This window comes from Pseudomonas alloputida, assembly GCF_021283545.2.
Classification (GTDB): Bacteria; Pseudomonadota; Gammaproteobacteria; order Pseudomonadales; family Pseudomonadaceae; genus Aquipseudomonas; species Aquipseudomonas alloputida.
Window position 1 is genome coordinate 2094559 of record NZ_CP128540.1, and the last position, 16115, is coordinate 2110673.

Sequence of the window (16115 nt, forward strand, 5' to 3'; positions counted from 1 at the left end):
TGAAAGGCCTGCGCGGTCGCCCGTAGGAGCGGGTTCACCCGCGAAAGGGCCGGGCCTGCTGGCCAATCTCCACCCGCCGTTCACCGTTGCCGCCGCTACCGTATTCGCGGGTAAACCCGCTCCTACAGAAGGCGGCGTACGGGTTCAGAAGATGTGGTTCAGCAGCCAGTACAGGCTGCCAGCCAACAGCATTGCCGCTGGCAGGGTCAGCACCCAGGCCATCAGCAGATTGAACAAAGTGCGTTTCTGAATCCCCGACCCATTGGCCACCATGGCGCCGGCCACCCCCGAACTCAGCACATGCGTGGTCGACACCGGCAGCCCGAACATATCCGCCGCGCCAATGGTGCACATCGCCACCACTTCGGCCGATGCGCCTTGGGCATAGCTGAGGTGGGTCTTGCCGATCTTCTCGCCAACGGTGACTACAATACGTCGCCAGCCAACCATGGTCCCCAGCCCCAGCGCGATGGCTACAGCCACCTTCACCCACAACGGAATATAGCGGGTGGCGTCGTCCAGCTGGGCCTTGAACAACTGCACTTGGCTGCGGGTGTCGGCATCGAATGTCACCAGGTGGTTTTTCTCCATGAGGCGGATGGCTTCACTGGTCAGATACATGTCGTTGCGCACGTTGGCCATGGCTTCAGCCGGTACGCGCTTGAGCGAGCCATAGCCTTTGACCTCTTCGCCGATCATCCCGGTCAGCGCCGCCAACGCCGGTACCAGGTGCGGGCTGGCCTTGGGCTCGGCAATGAACAGGGTCAGTACCTGGCGCGGGTCAGCCGGGGCCGCTTGCGGGTCGCTGCGTACCAGTGCCTGGCGGGTCACCTCGGCGACAGCGGAAAACTGCAGGGCCTGCCCGTTGGGCATGGTCTTGTTCAGCGCATAAGCCATCGGCAGGGTGCCGACCAGAATCAGCATGATCAGGCCCATGCCTTTCTGGCCATCGTTGGAACCGTGGGCAAAAGAGACCCCGGTGCAGGTCAGAATCAGTAGGCTGCGGATCCACCACGGTGGCGGTGTCTGGCCTTCCGGTGCCTGGTACAGCGCCTTGCGTTTGACCAGCGCGCGCAGGGCCAGCAGCAACAGGGCTGCGCAAGCAAAACCAATCAGCGGTGAGAACAGCAGGGCATAACCCACCTTGCTGGCCTGGGCCCAGTCCACGCCGCTGGTGCCGTCACGCCCATGCATCAGCGCATTGGCCACGCCCACGCCGATGATCGAGCCAATCAGGGTGTGCGAGGACGATGCCGGCAGGCCCAGCCACCAAGTGCCAAGGTTCCAGATGATCGCCGCCAGCAGCAGGGCGAAGACCATGGCGAAGCCGGCCGAAGAACCCACCTGTAGAATCAGTTCTACCGGTAGCAAGGCGATGATGCCGAAGGCCACCGCGCCACTGGAAAAAAGCACGCCCAGGAAGTTGCACAGCCCAGACCACACCACTGCGACCGGCGCCGGCAACGAATGGGTGTATATCACGGTGGCTACCGCGTTGGCGGTGTCGTGGAAGCCGTTGACGAACTCGAAGCCCAGGGCAATCAGCAGCGCCAGGCCCAGCAGAAGGAACGGTGTGGCCGTGGTGATGACCGTACCGCTTGCGGTCACATCCTGCTTGAGGCTCCAGGCGGTGTAGGCGATACCAGCCAGCAGCAGGCTGAAGAACAACGTTAAGGTGGCACGCCCAGGTTTGTGGGAGAGCTGCGGGCGAGCGTCGTGTTTGGCCAGTAGTGGGCTGCTGGCCACTGACGGGGTTGCCATGGGGGCTCCGGTTGGCGTTGGGCGAAAGTGCCGAAGGCCTTGAGCATAGAAACAATTCGTAACCCGGCCGTGACCTCGATCAATGAATTATCTAGGCTCAAGACGGACGGTAATGGCAGGAGACACCCATGATTCGCTGCAAGCGTGTCTATGATGCGGTTGAGGATGAAGATGGCCAGCGTGTACTGGTCGACCGCCTGTGGCCGCGCAACAAACGCAAGGAAGACCTTCATGGGCAGTGGTTGCGCGAAGTGGCACCTTCGAACGAATTGCGTAAGGCGTTCCACCAGGGAGACGTGGATTTTGCCGGTTTTACCCAGCGTTACCAGCAAGCGCTGGCGGCCCACCCCGAGCACTGGTATCCGCTGCTGGACCTGGCCAGGAAGGGGACGCTGACATTGCTTTATGCCGGCAAGGACAGCGAGCACAACAATGCCCGGGTGCTGGCCGACTGGTTGGAAAACGAACTGGACAGGAGTGGCCCTGGCAGTTCGCCAGTTTGTTATGCCCAATGAGTGCGATGCGATGTTCTTACAGTTGATTCCCGCCCAAGACATCCACTGCACCTTCGCCCGCGACCTTACGCGCCGCGCCATGTTGCCCTACTACCGTGAATTCGACCTGCTGTGGATCGAGGACGCCTTCGACGCGGCCTGGGGCTGGCGCGAGCAGTGGCTGGTGATAGAAGGCGACACGCTGTTGGGTTTTTGCAGCCTCAGCCAGGACCGCCAGGCGCTGTTCATCCGCGAGTTGCACCTGTTGCCTGAGCACCGTGGGCGAGGGGTCGGTAGCTGGGTGCTGGAAGAACTGGCGCTGTGGGCCAGGCAGCGGCGCCTTCCCCTGTTGCGGCTGATGGTGTTCCGCAGCAACCCGGCCCGCCTGCTGTACCAGCGTCATGGCTTCGTCGAAATGGGTGAAGACGAATGCTTTGTACGGATGCAGCGAGATATCAACATAGTAGCTAAATGATGGCTTGTCGCGACCGCAGAGCATGGGCATAGTGGATCCACACCTTTACGGCTGTCTGCAGGCGGGCAGCCCGTACTTGAGGAGATAAGGGAAAAGGAGAAGCCCCTATGAACGGAATCGGTATGCGGCTGCGGGAAGAACGTGAGCGGCTGGGTATGACCCAGCGTGTATTTGGCGATATCGGTGGGGTCGAGCCCAACGCTCAAGGCAAGTACGAAAGCGGTGAACGCACGCCGCGGCTAGATTACCTGGCGGCATTGGCGACCCGGGGCGTGGATGCGTTGTATGTCCTCAGCGGCCTGCGCACCCCGGCAGCGCACGAAGGTTTGAACACGGATGAGTCCGGTTTGCTGGGGGCTTTTCGGAAATTGCGGTCGGATGATCAGGCGGCGCTCTTGCACCTTTTGGGGCGGTTGGCCAACGACGCCAAGCCCCGGCAAATAGTGCGGCCGCTTACTGTCGAACGTCAGTCGTTTCTGAAGGAAGCAATGCGTTAGGCCCACCGTGAAAAATTTTGTTAAGGTGGCGGGATCCAATCGCCCTGCTGACGAGGTGTGTGCTTGATTAGGGTCTTAGTGGTCGATGATCACGATCTGGTACGAACCGGTATTACACGGATGTTGGCCGACATCGACGGCCTGCAGGTGGTGGGTGAGGGAGATTCCGGCGAGTCGGCACTGAAACTGGCCCGGGAGCTGAAACCGGACGTTGTGCTGATGGATGTGAAAATGCCCGGCATCGGCGGCCTGGAGGCCACCCGCAAACTGCTGCGCAGCCACCCTGACATCAAGGTAGTGGCGGTGACGGTGTGCGAGGAAGACCCGTTCCCCACACGCTTGTTGCAGGCCGGCGCTGCCGGCTACCTGACCAAGGGTGCAGGCCTTGACGAAATGGTCCAGGCCATTCGTCTGGCCTTTGCCGGCCAGCGCTATATCAGCCCGCAGATCGCCCAGCAGTTGGCGCTGAAACCGTTCCAGCCGCAGGGGTCTCCGTTCGACGCGTTGTCCGAACGGGAAATCCAGATTGCCCTGATGATCGTCGGCTGCCAGAAAGTGCAGATCATCTCCGACAAGTTGTGCCTCTCGCCCAAGACCGTCAATACTTACCGTTATCGGATCTTTGAAAAACTCTCGGTCACCAGCGACGTCGAACTGACCTTGCTGGCCGTTCGCCACGGTATGGTTGACGCAAGCCTGTAAAACCTCATGTCCCAAGTCTTTGATGCCAGCGCATTCCTGGCGACCTGCAGCGGTCGCCCGGGCGTTTACCGGATGTTCGACGGCGAAGCCCGGCTGCTTTACGTGGGCAAGGCCAAGAACCTGAAGAAGCGCCTGGCCAGCTATTTCCGCAAGACCGGCCTTGCGCCCAAGACCGCCGCGCTGGTTGCGCGCATCGCCCAGGTTGAAACCACCATCACCGCCAACGAAACTGAGGCGTTGCTGCTGGAGCAGAACCTGATCAAGGAGTGGCGGCCGCCTTACAACATCCTGCTGCGCGACGATAAGTCCTACCCCTACGTGTTTCTGTCCGATGGCGAGTTCCCGCGCCTGGGCATTCACCGTGGGGCGAAAAAGGCCAAGGGCCGTTACTTTGGCCCGTACCCCAGCGCCGGGGCCATTCGCGAAAGCCTCAGCCTGCTGCAAAAGGCTTTTTCTGTGCGTCAGTGCGAAGACAGCTACTACGCCAACCGCACCCGGCCATGCCTGCAGTACCAGATAAAACGCTGCAAAGGGCCCTGCACCGACCTGGTGACTGCCGAGGAATACGCAGAGGACGTTCGTCATTCGGTGATGTTTCTGGAAGGGCGTAGCCAGCAACTGGGCAATGAGTTGAACGCCGAGATGGAAAAGGCCGCCATGGCCCTCGATTTCGAAAAAGCCGCCGAGCTGCGCGACCAGATCGCCTTGTTGCGCCGCGTGCAGGACCAACAGTACATCGAGGGCGGCAGCGGCGATGTCGACGTCATCGCCGCCTTCGTCAACCCGGGTGGTGCCTGTGTGCACCTGATCAGCGTGCGCGGCGGGCGAGTACTGGGCAGCAAGAACTTCTTCCCGCAGGTGGGCATCGAGGAGGAGGTGGCCGAGGTCATGGCCGCATTCCTGTCCCAGTACTATCTGGGCAACGCAGAGCGCGAGCTACCCGGCGAGTTGATCGTCAATGTTGTTCACGAAGATTTCAACGCCATCACCGAAGCGCTGCACACGCTGCGTGGCCGCGAACTGACCATCAGCCACCGGGTGCGTGGCACTCGCGCCCGCTGGCAGCAACTGGCCGTGACCAATGCCGAGCAGGCGTTGAATGCCCGCCTGGCCAACCGCCAGCACATGGCTGCGCGCTTCGAAGCCCTGGCCGAAGTGCTGGGCCTGGATGAAGTGCCGCAACGCCTGGAATGCTACGACATCAGCCACTCCAGTGGTGAAGCTACCGTGGCCAGTTGCGTGGTGTTCGGCCCCGAAGGGCCGATCAAGTCCGACTACCGCCGCTTCAACATCGAAGACGTCACCGCAGGTGACGATTATGCGGCCATGCATCAGGCCCTGACCCGCCGCTATGGGCGCATCAAGGACGGCGAGGGCAAGCTGCCCGATGTGCTGCTGGTGGACGGCGGCAAGGGCCAGCTGAACATGGCCCGCGATGTGATGCAGGAGCTGGGCTTCACCGACCTCACCCTGTTGGGTGTGGCCAAGGGCGTCACACGCAAGGCGGGTTTCGAAACCCTGTACCTGAACGATGTGCATCACGAATTCACCCTCAAGGGCGATTCATCGGCGTTGCACCTGATCCAGCAGATCCGCGACGAAGCCCACCGCTTCGCTATCACCGGCCACCGGGCCCGTCGTGGCAAGGCTCGTCGAGTCTCCAGCCTTGAAGATGTGGCCGGGGTAGGGCCCAAGCGCCGCCGCGACCTGCTTAAACATTTCGGCGGCCTGCAGGAGCTCAACCGCGCCAGTATCGATGAAATCGCCAAAGCCCCCGGCATCAGTAAAAAGCTTGCCGAGTCGATTTATGCCAGCCTGCATAGCGAGTAGAATGCCGGGCTCAACTTGCAGCCAGTCGTACCGATGAATATTCCAAACCTGCTCACCGTTCTACGCGTCCTGCTCATTCCGTGCTTCATTCTGCTGTTCTACATGCCCTATCAGTGGAGTTACATGGCCGCCAGCAGCGTATTCGCCGTAGCCGCCGCCACCGATTGGCTGGACGGCTACCTGGCCCGTCGACTGCAGCAGAGCACGCCGTTCGGCGCCTTCCTCGACCCGGTGGCCGACAAGCTGATGGTGGCAGTGGCCCTGGTGCTGCTGGTGCAGACCCACGCCAACTTCTGGCTGACCCTGCCGGCGGCGGTCATCATCGGCCGCGAGATCGTGGTGTCTGCGCTGCGCGAGTGGATGGCCGAGCTAGGCGCGCGGGCGCATGTGGCGGTGTCCAACCTCGGTAAGTGGAAGACTGCGGCGCAGATGCTGGCGCTGGTGATCCTGCTGGGCAACCCGCCGGTGGTGACCTTCTGGGTGATCCTGGGCTACGGGCTGCTGCTGGTGGCAGCGGGGCTGACGCTGTGGTCGATGGTGCACTACCTGCTGGCCGCCTGGCCGCACCTGCGCGAAGGCTCGGAAAAAAAATAAAAGTTTTTTGAATCAAGGGGTTGACGCTGTTTTAGAAATCGCTAGAATGGCACCCATCACGACGCGGGAATAGCTCAGTTGGTAGAGCACGACCTTGCCAAGGTCGGGGTCGCGAGTTCGAGTCTCGTTTCCCGCTCCAAATAAAGATCTACAGGTTTCAGTCGAAGTCTGTAAGTCGTTGAAAAAAGGCCCTTCGGGGCCTTTTTTCGTTCGAATGCATTCTGCCTCAATACCCCGCCCTCTACGAAATTCAAGTACAAACACCACAACGCGGCGCCCTGGCCGTGACGCCGTGGGCTACCTGGACATATCGCTGATCACGTCAACGGGTATTTCAAAGATCTCGGGTGCGCTCAACAGGTCCACTGCGGACAGCAAGGCATCGGGATCGATTGGGTCTTCCAGGATCAGCGTGTGCTGGGTGTGGTTGTCGGTCAGGCGCAGCGTGGGTGTAGCGTTAAATCCAATCTCCAAGGTTTCCGCTTTTTGCGTCTCCACGACTTGGGCAGCCCGTTCGCCGGCCAGGCAGCGTTGCAGGGACGGGCCGATGTCCGGATAGTCATGTCCAGCAGCCAACTCACGGCCGTTGCCTTGGCTATGTAAGTAGACCCGGAGCACGGCCCCCCAAACGCCTTCGCGACCCTCACCCTGGCCCAGGCATTCGACCCGCCGCGCTTCCCGACTTGCGGCCGGTTCATGCTGGGGGAGGGGCAGGTGACGCCAGGCCAGGTTGACGTGATCGTTGGTGACGATCCAGCGCTGCAGTTGCGGCAGGTAGGCCTGGCAGTGCGGGCATTCGAGTTCGGCGTAGAGGGTGAGGGTGAAGCGCGCTTCGGGGTTGCCGTAGATCCGCGGCGAGCCATCATCGGCGGTGGAACGAAAAGGTAGCGGCAGCCACCAGCACAGTGCCAAAACCGCGGCTGCGAGCCAGCCGCCGGCCCACTTTAGGTTGGTTGCACTCATCCGTTGCCCGTTGGGGTCGTAGGTGTAATCGAGTTGCTGCTTCTTGCCCTGGTTGTCTGTGAAGGTGATGGACAGCAGATTGTCGGCCGCGTCGTAGCGGTAGTCGGTGGTGCCATCTTCGGTGCGCTTGCTGACAAGCCGGCCGATGGCGTCCCGCTCGAAGTCATGGCGGATGGCAGCCGTCCGTGTCGGCGGGGCATTATCGGACAGGGGCGGCTGCTCGTCAGGCGAGGGCACATGGGTAAGACGAATGACCTCATCCAGCACGTTGTAGGCATAGAGGCGGCCACTGCTATCCAGGTCTTTTTGTGCCACCAGCCGGTCCAGTTCGTCCCAGCCGAAGCGGTATGACTCGTCATTCTCGTTGGTGAGTTGCAGTAGCCGACCATAGGCGTCGTAGCGGAACTTCACGCTGTAGCCCATGGCGTCCGTGCGTTCGACCAGCCGGCCGCTGGGGTCGTAGCGAAATTGCAGGCCTCGAGCGGTTCATCGCCTGAACAAATTAAAGTCGCAGATCTCAGTAGTTCCTGATTGATTAAATGCGCCAGTGTGAGCGCTGATATATAAGAATGCTGGTCAGAGACTTTTATTGGGAATATGTTCTTTGAGAAGCTTGTCTGATATTCTGCTCCACCATGGTTTCTCAGTGTTGATTTGTTTGGGTGGGTTGGTGAATCGTTTGCTTTTCAGTGCGTTAATTATTAGCTCGTCAGATTCCTTGATTATGTTGTCATCATGATGGAGGCCGAGTGTTGTCATGATGTTTATAGAATCAAATAAATGCCCTATTTTTTCGCTCTCCTCGTATAGTAACTCGCTTTCATGAGTGGATAGGCGCTTCAAGTATTCAAAGGTTAGTTGAATGACGTCAGGGAGTTTTGAGTTGTTAACGCTTGAAACAAATTCCATTAGAATTTCCCTGCTAGCTAGTTTGTCATTGCAAAGCCATGTGTAAATTTCGCTAGCCAGCATTTCAATGTCATGAGGTCTTCGGTATCCTTTTCTAATGGTAGCCATTATTTTTTTCTCAGGGGACATAATCTAAAACCTCTAATTTGGAGTGCTGAATCCAGGTAGGCGCCTTAAGTTTGACCACGATTCAGGGAAATGAGTTAAAATAACAGGTACTTTTCCTGTCTGACTGGTTGCGGTAAATAATCCAGTGTCAGGATCGTGATAGCCGACTCTTGGCTTGTTAGTGTACCGGTCCCTGTAGGTGAATTTTCTTCCATTTTGTATCGTCGTTCTTGCACTAAAATCGTATTCCTTCGCTGAATTTGCTCCTACTTGAGAGCCATGCTTTTCGAAATGATCTCTAAGTCCGGGCCCATTAAGGTTTTGACGTGCTCTATTCCATTTCGAGCTCTTGGCGACACCACAGAACAATCCAAGAGGGTCAATCCATGCCAGCGGGTTCGGTCCATACGCGTATGAGTTTAACCCGCCTTCCAGTCCAATGGGATCCGGTTGAATAAAGTGACCAGTGGTAAAATCGTAGAACCTGAAGGTGTTGTAATGGAGGCTTATTTCTCTGTCAACATACTGACCTTGATATCGCAGGTTCTGTTCTCTCGCCTGGTGTGGACTGTGCCACTCATCCCGCGTCTTCCCCCAGCCCTCATAATCGTTACGCCAAATCGCATTGCCATTCGCGTCAGTCAGTTGCTCGGGAAGCCCGGCCAGGTTGGTATGAAAATACTGAACCACCTCCCTACCCATCGACCCATCGATCCGTGCTAGCGGCTCATAGCTGTCCGGAGTGGCATACACATACAAGCTAGCCAACCCACTCTGCACTTCTTGAAGCAAGCGCAACCCTTGCCAATGAAACAGCACCCGCCGACGCGGCTCTGGATAGTCCCTCTGATAAACCTCCTTGCTGATCCGCCTCCCCAACGGGTCATAGGCAAACACCACCCGCTCACGCTCGCCACTGCGGTACTGCTCCACGCAAACCAGCCGCTGCTCGGCGTCGTACTCGAAATACTGCACCCAGTTGCTGCCGATCCGCTTCTCGCACAACCGTCCAAAGCGGTCGTAGCGATAGCGCTTGTCCTGATACACCAACACCCGGTTGTGCTTGATCAGGCCATTGAGCTTGGGGCCGTCGAACAGATTGCCGGCCTTGTCGTACTTGAAATCCTCGACCTGCGTGGCTTGCCAGTTGGGGCGTGACTGCTGGATGGTTTGCAGTTGCTCGTTGAGGTCGTAGCCGTAACGGTTGTGTCCCGAATAAGTCTTGCCCGTGTGGGGTAGGTCATGAAAGCGGCCGATGATCTGTTCGAGATGCGCGTTTTCGTCATTGGCCGCGTTGGTCATCCCGCGGCGCTGGGTCTGGGTCAGTACCTCGGCAATCAGGTTGTCGCTGGCATCGTAGCGATAGGCCTCGTCCAGCAGTGGCAGCACTTCAGCAGGGGCATCGCGGTAGTGAATAGCCTTTCCGGCCAGGCGACCGCTGGTGTCGTAGCGCGTGCGGGTGACCAGTTTGCCTTGGGTGCGCAGGACCTCGTCGTGCACCGCATCACGTTCGAAATCGCTGATCACCCGGCCGTTCAGGTTGATCTGGTGCAGGTGCCCGCTGCCGTAGTACAGGTGGTTGAGTTCACGTTGGTCGGGCAGGACCAGGGTCTGCAGATTGCCCAGCGGGTCATAGCGGTACTGCAGCAAGCCAGCGCTGTTGGTTTCGCTGAGCAGTTGCCCGTTGGCGTCGTAGGTGTAGTCGAGTTGCTGTTTTTCTCCTTTGTTGTCTGTGAAGGTGATGGACAGCAGATTGTCGGCGGCGTCGTAGCGGTAGTCGGTGGTGCCATCCTCGGTGCGCTTGCTGACAAGCCGGCCGATGGCGTCCCGCTCGAAGTCATGGCGGATGGCAGCCGTCCGTGTCGGCGGGGCGTTGTCGGACAGCGGCGGCTGCTCGTCAGGCGAGGGCACATGGGTAAGACGAGTGACCTCATCCAGCACGTTGTAGGCATAGAGGCGGCCACTGCCATCCAGGTCTTTTTGTGCCACCAGCCGGTCCAGTTCGTCCCAGCCGAAGCGGTATGACTCGTCATTCTCGTTGGTAAGTTGCAGTAGCCGACCATAGGCGTCGTAGCGGAATTTCACGCTGTAGCCCATGGCGTCCGTGCGTTCGACCAGCCGGCCGCTGGGGTCGTAGCGAAATTGCAGGGTTTTCTGGGCAGGGTCGATATAGCGCGTCAGTTGACCAGCGACATCAATTTCATAACGATCAATGCGACCGTCCGGGCGTTCGCTTTCGACCAGATAACCACGTGCGTCGTAGCGGAAGTGGGTGTGTTCACCCCGGGCATTGATGCTTTCGCGCAAGCGGCCATGGGCGTCGTAGTGATACAGCGTCTGGGCATTGCTGCAGTCGCGGTAGCTGAGCAACTGACCGCACGTGTTCCAGCTCAGGTACTTGCTCTTTTCGAGGGCATCGGTGACCTGGGTAACACGGCCTTCCGGGTCGTATTGGTACTGTGTCTCGCGCCCCAGCGGGTCCTGCTGCCAGAGCAGATTGCCGTGGCTGTCGTAGCCGTATTGCCGAGTCCGTCCGGCTGTATCGGTGACCTGGATGGGTAGCGCCCAATGTCGTAGGTATTTGATGTGTTCGCTGCGGCCGAGGGGATCGCGGGTTTCGATCAGGCGGCCGATATCGTCGTAGCTGTAGCGCCATTCGCCTCCTTGCGGGTCGATGCGCTTGATCAACTGTCCGGCGATCACTTCCGCCAGCCAGCAGTTGCCCTGAGGGTCGATGTGCTTATAGACCTCGTACAGTGGCCCCCAGTAGTAGTGATCACGGCGGCCGAGGTTGTCCGTGACGAGGGTTTCACCGGCTTCCAGGTTGTACTCGAACCGGTACTCTTCACCATCGCTGCCCCAGTGGCGAATCACTCGCCATTCGTGATCGGGTTGGGGCTCCAGCAGTGGAGGCAAGCGGTAGGGCGTGCCGTCCAGGCGCTTGGGAGTAGGGCGCGTTTCAGGAATGGCGAAGCGCGCCCATTCGTATTCGCGGACAGCACCGCTAGCCAGTTGATGGCTATTGAGATAGCCCTCGGGGGTGTAAGTGAAGCGGCGGACTCGTTGATCCGTCGCATCCAATACCTCATGCAGTTGCCCGTTGTCGGTGTAGCGATAGCTGACCAGCAGTTCGCTGCGTTCTACCGTAGGTGTTCCACCGTTTTTCAGGAACACCCGTGATACCTCACTGACACGCTGGGGATGCCTGGCGGCATAGTGAAGCTGCACGACCGTTTGGCCGTACTTGTCATAGAGGGCTTTCAGGCGCCCTTGTTCGTCGTACAGCAGGTCGAGGCAATTGAGATTGCGGTCGCCGAGCCTGATCAGCCGTGAGCGTTTCGGATTCAGCGGGTCGGTATCGAAGACCCGATAAAGCCCTTCATTGATATCTTCGACAACGGTCTGGCCGTCCTCCAGCTGGAAGAAGGCCAAGCCGTCCACGGCACTGATGAAGGCATCACCGGCACTGAGGCGGCCCAGTTCCAGTCGGTTACCGTCGTTGTCGATGTAGATCCACAGCGTACCGCCTTGAGGATGTGGGACGCGGGCCAGCTCCACTTCATAGGGGACACTCCAACCCATCCCCAGTAGACCGTCGCTGCGCATGTCCCTGCTGTCGTAGCGCCGTGCCCATTGGATGGCCAGCAAGCCTGGGAGATTGAAGTCGATGTCCTCCGGACCCTCCTGCAGCTTGCTCCCGGTGGCAACAGCAACCGGGTTGCCTAATGTGCACCCTTTGATGCGGCCAAACCTTCGGGAGATAAGCATCCCCGCAATAATCCCGGTAAACATCGCAATCTTGCTCTTGCCGTTGCGAATGTCCCGGACCGTCGCCGTACCGCCACCAATGCGCACATTGGGCGATACGTTTTCATTCACATCAATCGTGGCATCGCAGGTGGTCTTGTCACCTGAACGCGCTGCGGGTTGGCCATTGATGAATACCTTGTCCGAGCCTTGCGCAATGAAGGTGTCGGGCAGGGGCGGGTGGCGCGAACAGCTGATCTTGTCTCCTTCAGCGGGCTCCGAGCCTGGGTTGGCCGGTGTGGTCACGGGCGGGTTGAAGATGTCACGTATGGCCATCCCCAGCCCCACGAACGGGACGAGATAAGGCACCGCAGCCATGGCCATGGAACCGACGTTCTCCAGGATGGACGGTTCCTCTTGTTCAGTATCGGCTGCGCCGCCTCCAGGTGGGCCAGTGATGCCGGCCGCGCGCGCAGCGGGCTCACTGTTAATGAGCACATTGGTTGACCCGCTCTCGATTTTTCCGTAGGGATCGGGCGAGTCCACGCTGTTGCCAAGGCTGTCGCAAAAGCTGGAGATGGCGTCGCCGACAGTCTGGTCTTCGCCGACGGAAAGGGTGCTCACTGCTCCGACTGCCACACCCGCGACTGCGGCGATGGCGACGCCAGCCGCACCGCCAGTGGCTACGGTGCCAACCACGGCCAAGCTGATGGCTGCGGCGACGGCCGCGGTGGCCGCTGCATAGATAACGGCCTCGGCAACTGCGCTGATCATTTCAGCGGCAAGCGATGGATGAAGAATTGCGTCGCCCATTCGGGCGGCGTGAACGGTCTGCGCCATTGGCGGTAAGCTCCTAGCAATCCGAAAGTCCTTGTCCTGGGGCGTGGAGAGGCTCAGGCAAATCGGAGCTCGTCTTTAAGCGCGCGCCAGTGGCTGATATCGTCGTCACTCAAAGGCCCAGGCTTGCTGTAGTTGAGCACCAGCATCCGTTGCTGTCCCGGTATCAGGCAGGCCGCCTGAAGCTGGTAGTGGGGCTTGTCGCCGACCATGAACTGGATGGCCATTTCCCGACTGTCGACGGGATGCTCATTGCTTCCAAGGCGGGTCACTTTCGCGGGCGTAATGGTCAGCGCCTTTGACTTCTTCCGTAATACGTTCAGTTGCTCCTCCAAGGCCTCATCCAGGGTCTTGGTGGTTGCAACAGGGCTGCGAGCGATCACCAACGTGGTTTGCCTGTCGGGAAAGCGCAGCATGTTCAGCGTCGAGTCCTCGTGGGCTTCATCACCCAGATTGAGGATTACATCGTGCGTCAGGTATCGGGTCATCTTGGGTAAGTCCTTTTTGAGTTCAGTGCAGGGTGGCTGGGCGAGCGCTAGTCGAAATGCCCATCCACGTCAGCCTTGAGTGAGTCGCTGTCGCGCCCGTTCGCGCCCGCGCCCGCCGAACCACCCGTTGGGTTGAGGTCGAGCTTTGCCGCCAGGGTGTTGATCTGCCCGGTCTGCTGTGCGGTGAAGTTGAAGGTCTCGCAGGTGATGTTCAGCGTGCCATTGGCATGCATTTCGATAAGGGTCTTGCCGCACTTGAGGCGTAGCGTGTTGCCCGCTTCGACTTCGTAGTCGCCTGCGATGAGGTCGTTTTTGCCACCCCCCACTTTCAAGGTGTCGTTGGCCTTGACGACGCGCAGACGATTGCGGCCAATGGCGACCGATTCGTCCTGGCCAACCTGTTGGGTGCGATCGACGCCCACAAAGAGGGACTGGTTGTGATTGACCAGAGTGTTCTGATCTCTCTGGGCATGGATGAACACTTCCTCCTTGCCCAGCTCATCCTCGAAACGCAGCTCGTTGAAACCTTCCCCCTTGTGGGTCTGGCTCTTGATGGTCATGCGTGTTTTGTGATCGGGCAGATCGTAAGGCGGCAGTTGGTCACCGCAGTAAGTGCGCCCGGTGATCATCGGCTGGTCGGGGTCGCCGTTGACGTAATGGATGATCACGTCCTGGCCGATCCGAGGGATGGCCATCGAGCCCCAGCTGCCCCCCGCCCAGCCTTGAGACACCCGCAGCCAGCACGAACTGAACTCGTTGTTCTGGCTTTCGCGGTCCCAGGGGAAACTGACTTTTACCCGGCCCCATTCATCGCAGTAGATTTCCTCGCCAGGCGGGCCGACGACGGTGGCCATGTGCGGCCCGTCGATTCGTGGTTTTTTCAATGGCGCAGGGCGCCATTCGGTCCGACCGGGGACCAGCACTGCGGTCTGCTCGTAGCGCGTGCTTACATCGGCGCCGGCGGCTTCTTCCTGCAGGCTGGTGAACTGGTGGCCTTTATGGGTAACCGTGTTGACCCGCCAATGCGCATTGAGGTCGTCACGTGGGTGACCGGTCAGGGTGAAACTGAGCCCCGGTTGCAGACGCACGTCATCGCCCTGGACCTCGGCAATACGCACATCATGGCGCAGCGCTGTGATGCGGTTTTCGGTGAACGGCTTGCCCACGGCATCGCGTTTATAGCGGCCTGGGTAATCGAAGTATTCGTACTCTTTGCTCTGATGCTCCAGGAAGGGCCCGGCGGCTCTGTGCTCCTGGCGGTAGGCCGGGTTGGTGAAGGTGTGGTCGCGCTGCACCTGACGAGCGGTGCGCACCTGCTCGGTGTAGCGCAAGCGGCGAAGGCAGGGTATGGCTTGATCGCCACCGCTGTTGGCTTGGTACAGCACGCTCTCAGGGCCTACCGGCTCGTCGTCATCGCAGAAGCCCTCGTCTTCATCGTCGGCCTTGATGGCGCCATGGCTGATCAGGCCGAGGGACTGCAGCCGATCGGTGATGATCAGCTTGTGCAGCTTTTCACTGTGCGCAAAGCGGTAGACGAAGCCTTCTTCAGCGGCCAGGCGGGCGATGAACGCCAAGTCCGTCTCACCGGCCTGAACGCAGAATTCGCGCACCTGATGGTCCATGCTGGCGCGTAGTTCGTACTGGTCGATGCCCTGGCGCTTGAGCATCAGCTCGAGAATTTGCGGAACGGTCTTGTGCTGGAAGATGCGCCAGTTGGAGCGCAGCCTGGCGCGGGCCAGTTGCGGTTCGACCAAGGCGTGATAGTAAGTGCGGTAGAAGCCGCTCTCGCCCTGGCTGAAGCTGCTGACAAGGCCGTGCACGTACCGTACCGGGCGTTCTCCGTCCAAGACGGTGAAGAGCACGGGTTTGTCGAGCAAATGGCCGAAGTCGATATCGTTTTCGAAGCTGATCAGTTTCAGCTCCAATTCAAAGGGTGCGCTGATGCCCTCGCGGAGTTCGAACGACACCACTTCGAATTCAGCTTTGCCAACGAGTGCCTCAAAGCTGTAGCGCAAATCAGATTGGCTAGGCATAAAAGATCCTTGTCCGCCGTCTGAATCAACACAAAGCCCGGGCGGGCATGGCCTGCCCGGGGCATTTGCACGGGTCAGGCGGCGGGTGCGCGCCAGTCGTCAGAGCCTTCGGTATTGGCTACATCGTGAGCCCACGTGATCTTTCGATACGCCAGCGATACTTCAACCAGCTGGGTGTAGTTTTCATTGTCTTTGTCGAGTGCGTGGGGAAGCACGGTATTGATGCTGACGATGGTGGCGTCTTCGAGCGTGGTGGTGAAAAAATGCTCTTGTTTGCCTTCCGAGGAGGTGCGATACCAGCTGACCTCGACTGTTGGCAGCATTTCGCCGGTGGCAAGTGCCTGATACATCAGGGGGGTAGCTTTGTTCAGTGAACTGGTGAATATGAAAGGCTTATGCACGCGCTGGCCACTCGGTTGACCGCTCTGGGGGTCAGTGGGCGTAGTCACCTCATGCTTGATTTCCTGAACCAGAATCTGATCTTCATGGCCTTGTTGGAACACGTTGCCGACGGAGTCAGCGGTGAAGGCGCCAGCGGTGATGTTGCCTTGGGTCTGGCCTACGATCTTGATGTAAGCGGGTGTTGGCATGGCAGTTACTCCTGCGTCCATGTGGGTAAAGCACGCGCACCACAGGTGGCGTGGCCATCGGAAACGATGGGCTTGTCAGCGAGGCAA

At 59.4% G+C, this 16115-nt stretch carries 13 protein-coding genes, 1 tRNA gene and 1 pseudogene; 7 read left to right on the top strand and 8 right to left on the bottom strand.

Annotated elements, in window-relative coordinates; all coding sequences use genetic code 11:
* Nucleotides 1–144: 144 nt before the first annotated feature.
* On the bottom strand, nucleotides 145–1761 hold the full coding sequence (locus LU682_RS09590) for an inorganic phosphate transporter (protein WP_010954887.1): 1617 nt from the start codon (nucleotides 1759–1761) through the stop codon (nucleotides 145–147).
* A 128-nt stretch (nucleotides 1762–1889) separates the two neighbouring features.
* Between LU682_RS09590 and LU682_RS09595 the strand changes: the two genes are divergently transcribed.
* From LU682_RS09595 to LU682_RS09625, 7 genes are all read left to right on the top strand, one after another.
* Nucleotides 1890–2276, top strand: coding sequence for a DUF488 domain-containing protein (locus LU682_RS09595; protein ID WP_010954886.1), 387 nt, complete (start codon nucleotides 1890–1892; stop codon nucleotides 2274–2276).
* 10 nt (nucleotides 2277–2286) lie between these two features.
* Nucleotides 2287–2730 carry a GNAT family N-acetyltransferase gene (locus LU682_RS09600; RefSeq protein WP_010954885.1) on the top strand — a complete coding sequence of 148 codons (444 nt, stop codon included), beginning with the start codon at nucleotides 2287–2289 and terminating at the stop codon, nucleotides 2728–2730.
* A 107-nt stretch (nucleotides 2731–2837) separates the two neighbouring features.
* Nucleotides 2838–3227: a helix-turn-helix domain-containing protein gene (locus LU682_RS09605; RefSeq protein WP_010954884.1), complete on the top strand. Its 390-nt coding sequence runs from the start codon at nucleotides 2838–2840 to the stop codon at nucleotides 3225–3227.
* A gap of 63 nt (nucleotides 3228–3290) precedes the next feature.
* Entirely contained in the window at nucleotides 3291–3929 is a 639-nt protein-coding gene (gene gacA, locus LU682_RS09610; RefSeq protein ID WP_003251380.1) for a response regulator transcription factor GacA, read from the top strand.
* A 6-nt stretch (nucleotides 3930–3935) separates the two neighbouring features.
* Nucleotides 3936–5759 (top strand): excinuclease ABC subunit UvrC, encoded by a 1824-nt coding sequence (gene uvrC, locus LU682_RS09615; RefSeq protein WP_010954883.1) that lies wholly within the window; start codon nucleotides 3936–3938, stop codon nucleotides 5757–5759.
* A 33-nt stretch (nucleotides 5760–5792) separates the two neighbouring features.
* Nucleotides 5793–6353: a CDP-diacylglycerol--glycerol-3-phosphate 3-phosphatidyltransferase gene (gene pgsA / locus LU682_RS09620; RefSeq protein ID WP_010954882.1), complete on the top strand. Its 561-nt coding sequence runs from the start codon at nucleotides 5793–5795 to the stop codon at nucleotides 6351–6353.
* A gap of 63 nt (nucleotides 6354–6416) precedes the next feature.
* Nucleotides 6417–6492, top strand: a tRNA-Gly gene (locus tag LU682_RS09625).
* Between the two features lie 158 nt (nucleotides 6493–6650).
* Here the strand turns inward: LU682_RS09625 and LU682_RS29795 are convergent.
* The 7 genes and pseudogenes from LU682_RS29795 to LU682_RS09655 all read right to left on the bottom strand — a co-directional run bounded on the left by LU682_RS29795 (nucleotide 6651) and on the right by LU682_RS09655 (nucleotide 16028).
* Entirely contained in the window at nucleotides 6651–7316 is a 666-nt protein-coding gene (locus tag LU682_RS29795) for a DsbA family protein (RefSeq protein WP_060489083.1), read from the bottom strand.
* Nucleotides 7317–7598: 282 nt separating this feature from the next.
* Nucleotides 7599–7739: pseudogene (locus LU682_RS30150) on the bottom strand (hypothetical protein); the annotation flags it as partial.
* Nucleotides 7740–7892: 153 nt separating this feature from the next.
* Entirely contained in the window at nucleotides 7893–8354 is a 462-nt protein-coding gene (locus LU682_RS09635; protein ID WP_139139536.1) for a hypothetical protein, read from the bottom strand.
* 12 nt (nucleotides 8355–8366) lie between these two features.
* On the bottom strand, nucleotides 8367–12920 hold the full coding sequence (locus LU682_RS09640) for an RHS repeat-associated core domain-containing protein (RefSeq protein WP_232857650.1): 4554 nt from the start codon (nucleotides 12918–12920) through the stop codon (nucleotides 8367–8369).
* Between the two features lie 53 nt (nucleotides 12921–12973).
* Nucleotides 12974–13405 (bottom strand): DcrB-related protein, encoded by a 432-nt coding sequence (locus tag LU682_RS09645; protein ID WP_010954873.1) that lies wholly within the window; start codon nucleotides 13403–13405, stop codon nucleotides 12974–12976.
* A gap of 47 nt (nucleotides 13406–13452) precedes the next feature.
* On the bottom strand, nucleotides 13453–15438 hold the full coding sequence (locus LU682_RS09650) for a type VI secretion system Vgr family protein (RefSeq protein ID WP_060489076.1): 1986 nt from the start codon (nucleotides 15436–15438) through the stop codon (nucleotides 13453–13455).
* A 74-nt stretch (nucleotides 15439–15512) separates the two neighbouring features.
* Nucleotides 15513–16028 carry an Hcp family type VI secretion system effector gene (locus LU682_RS09655; protein WP_010954872.1) on the bottom strand — a complete coding sequence of 172 codons (516 nt, stop codon included), beginning with the start codon at nucleotides 16026–16028 and terminating at the stop codon, nucleotides 15513–15515.
* Between the last annotated feature and the right edge of the window lie 87 nt (nucleotides 16029–16115).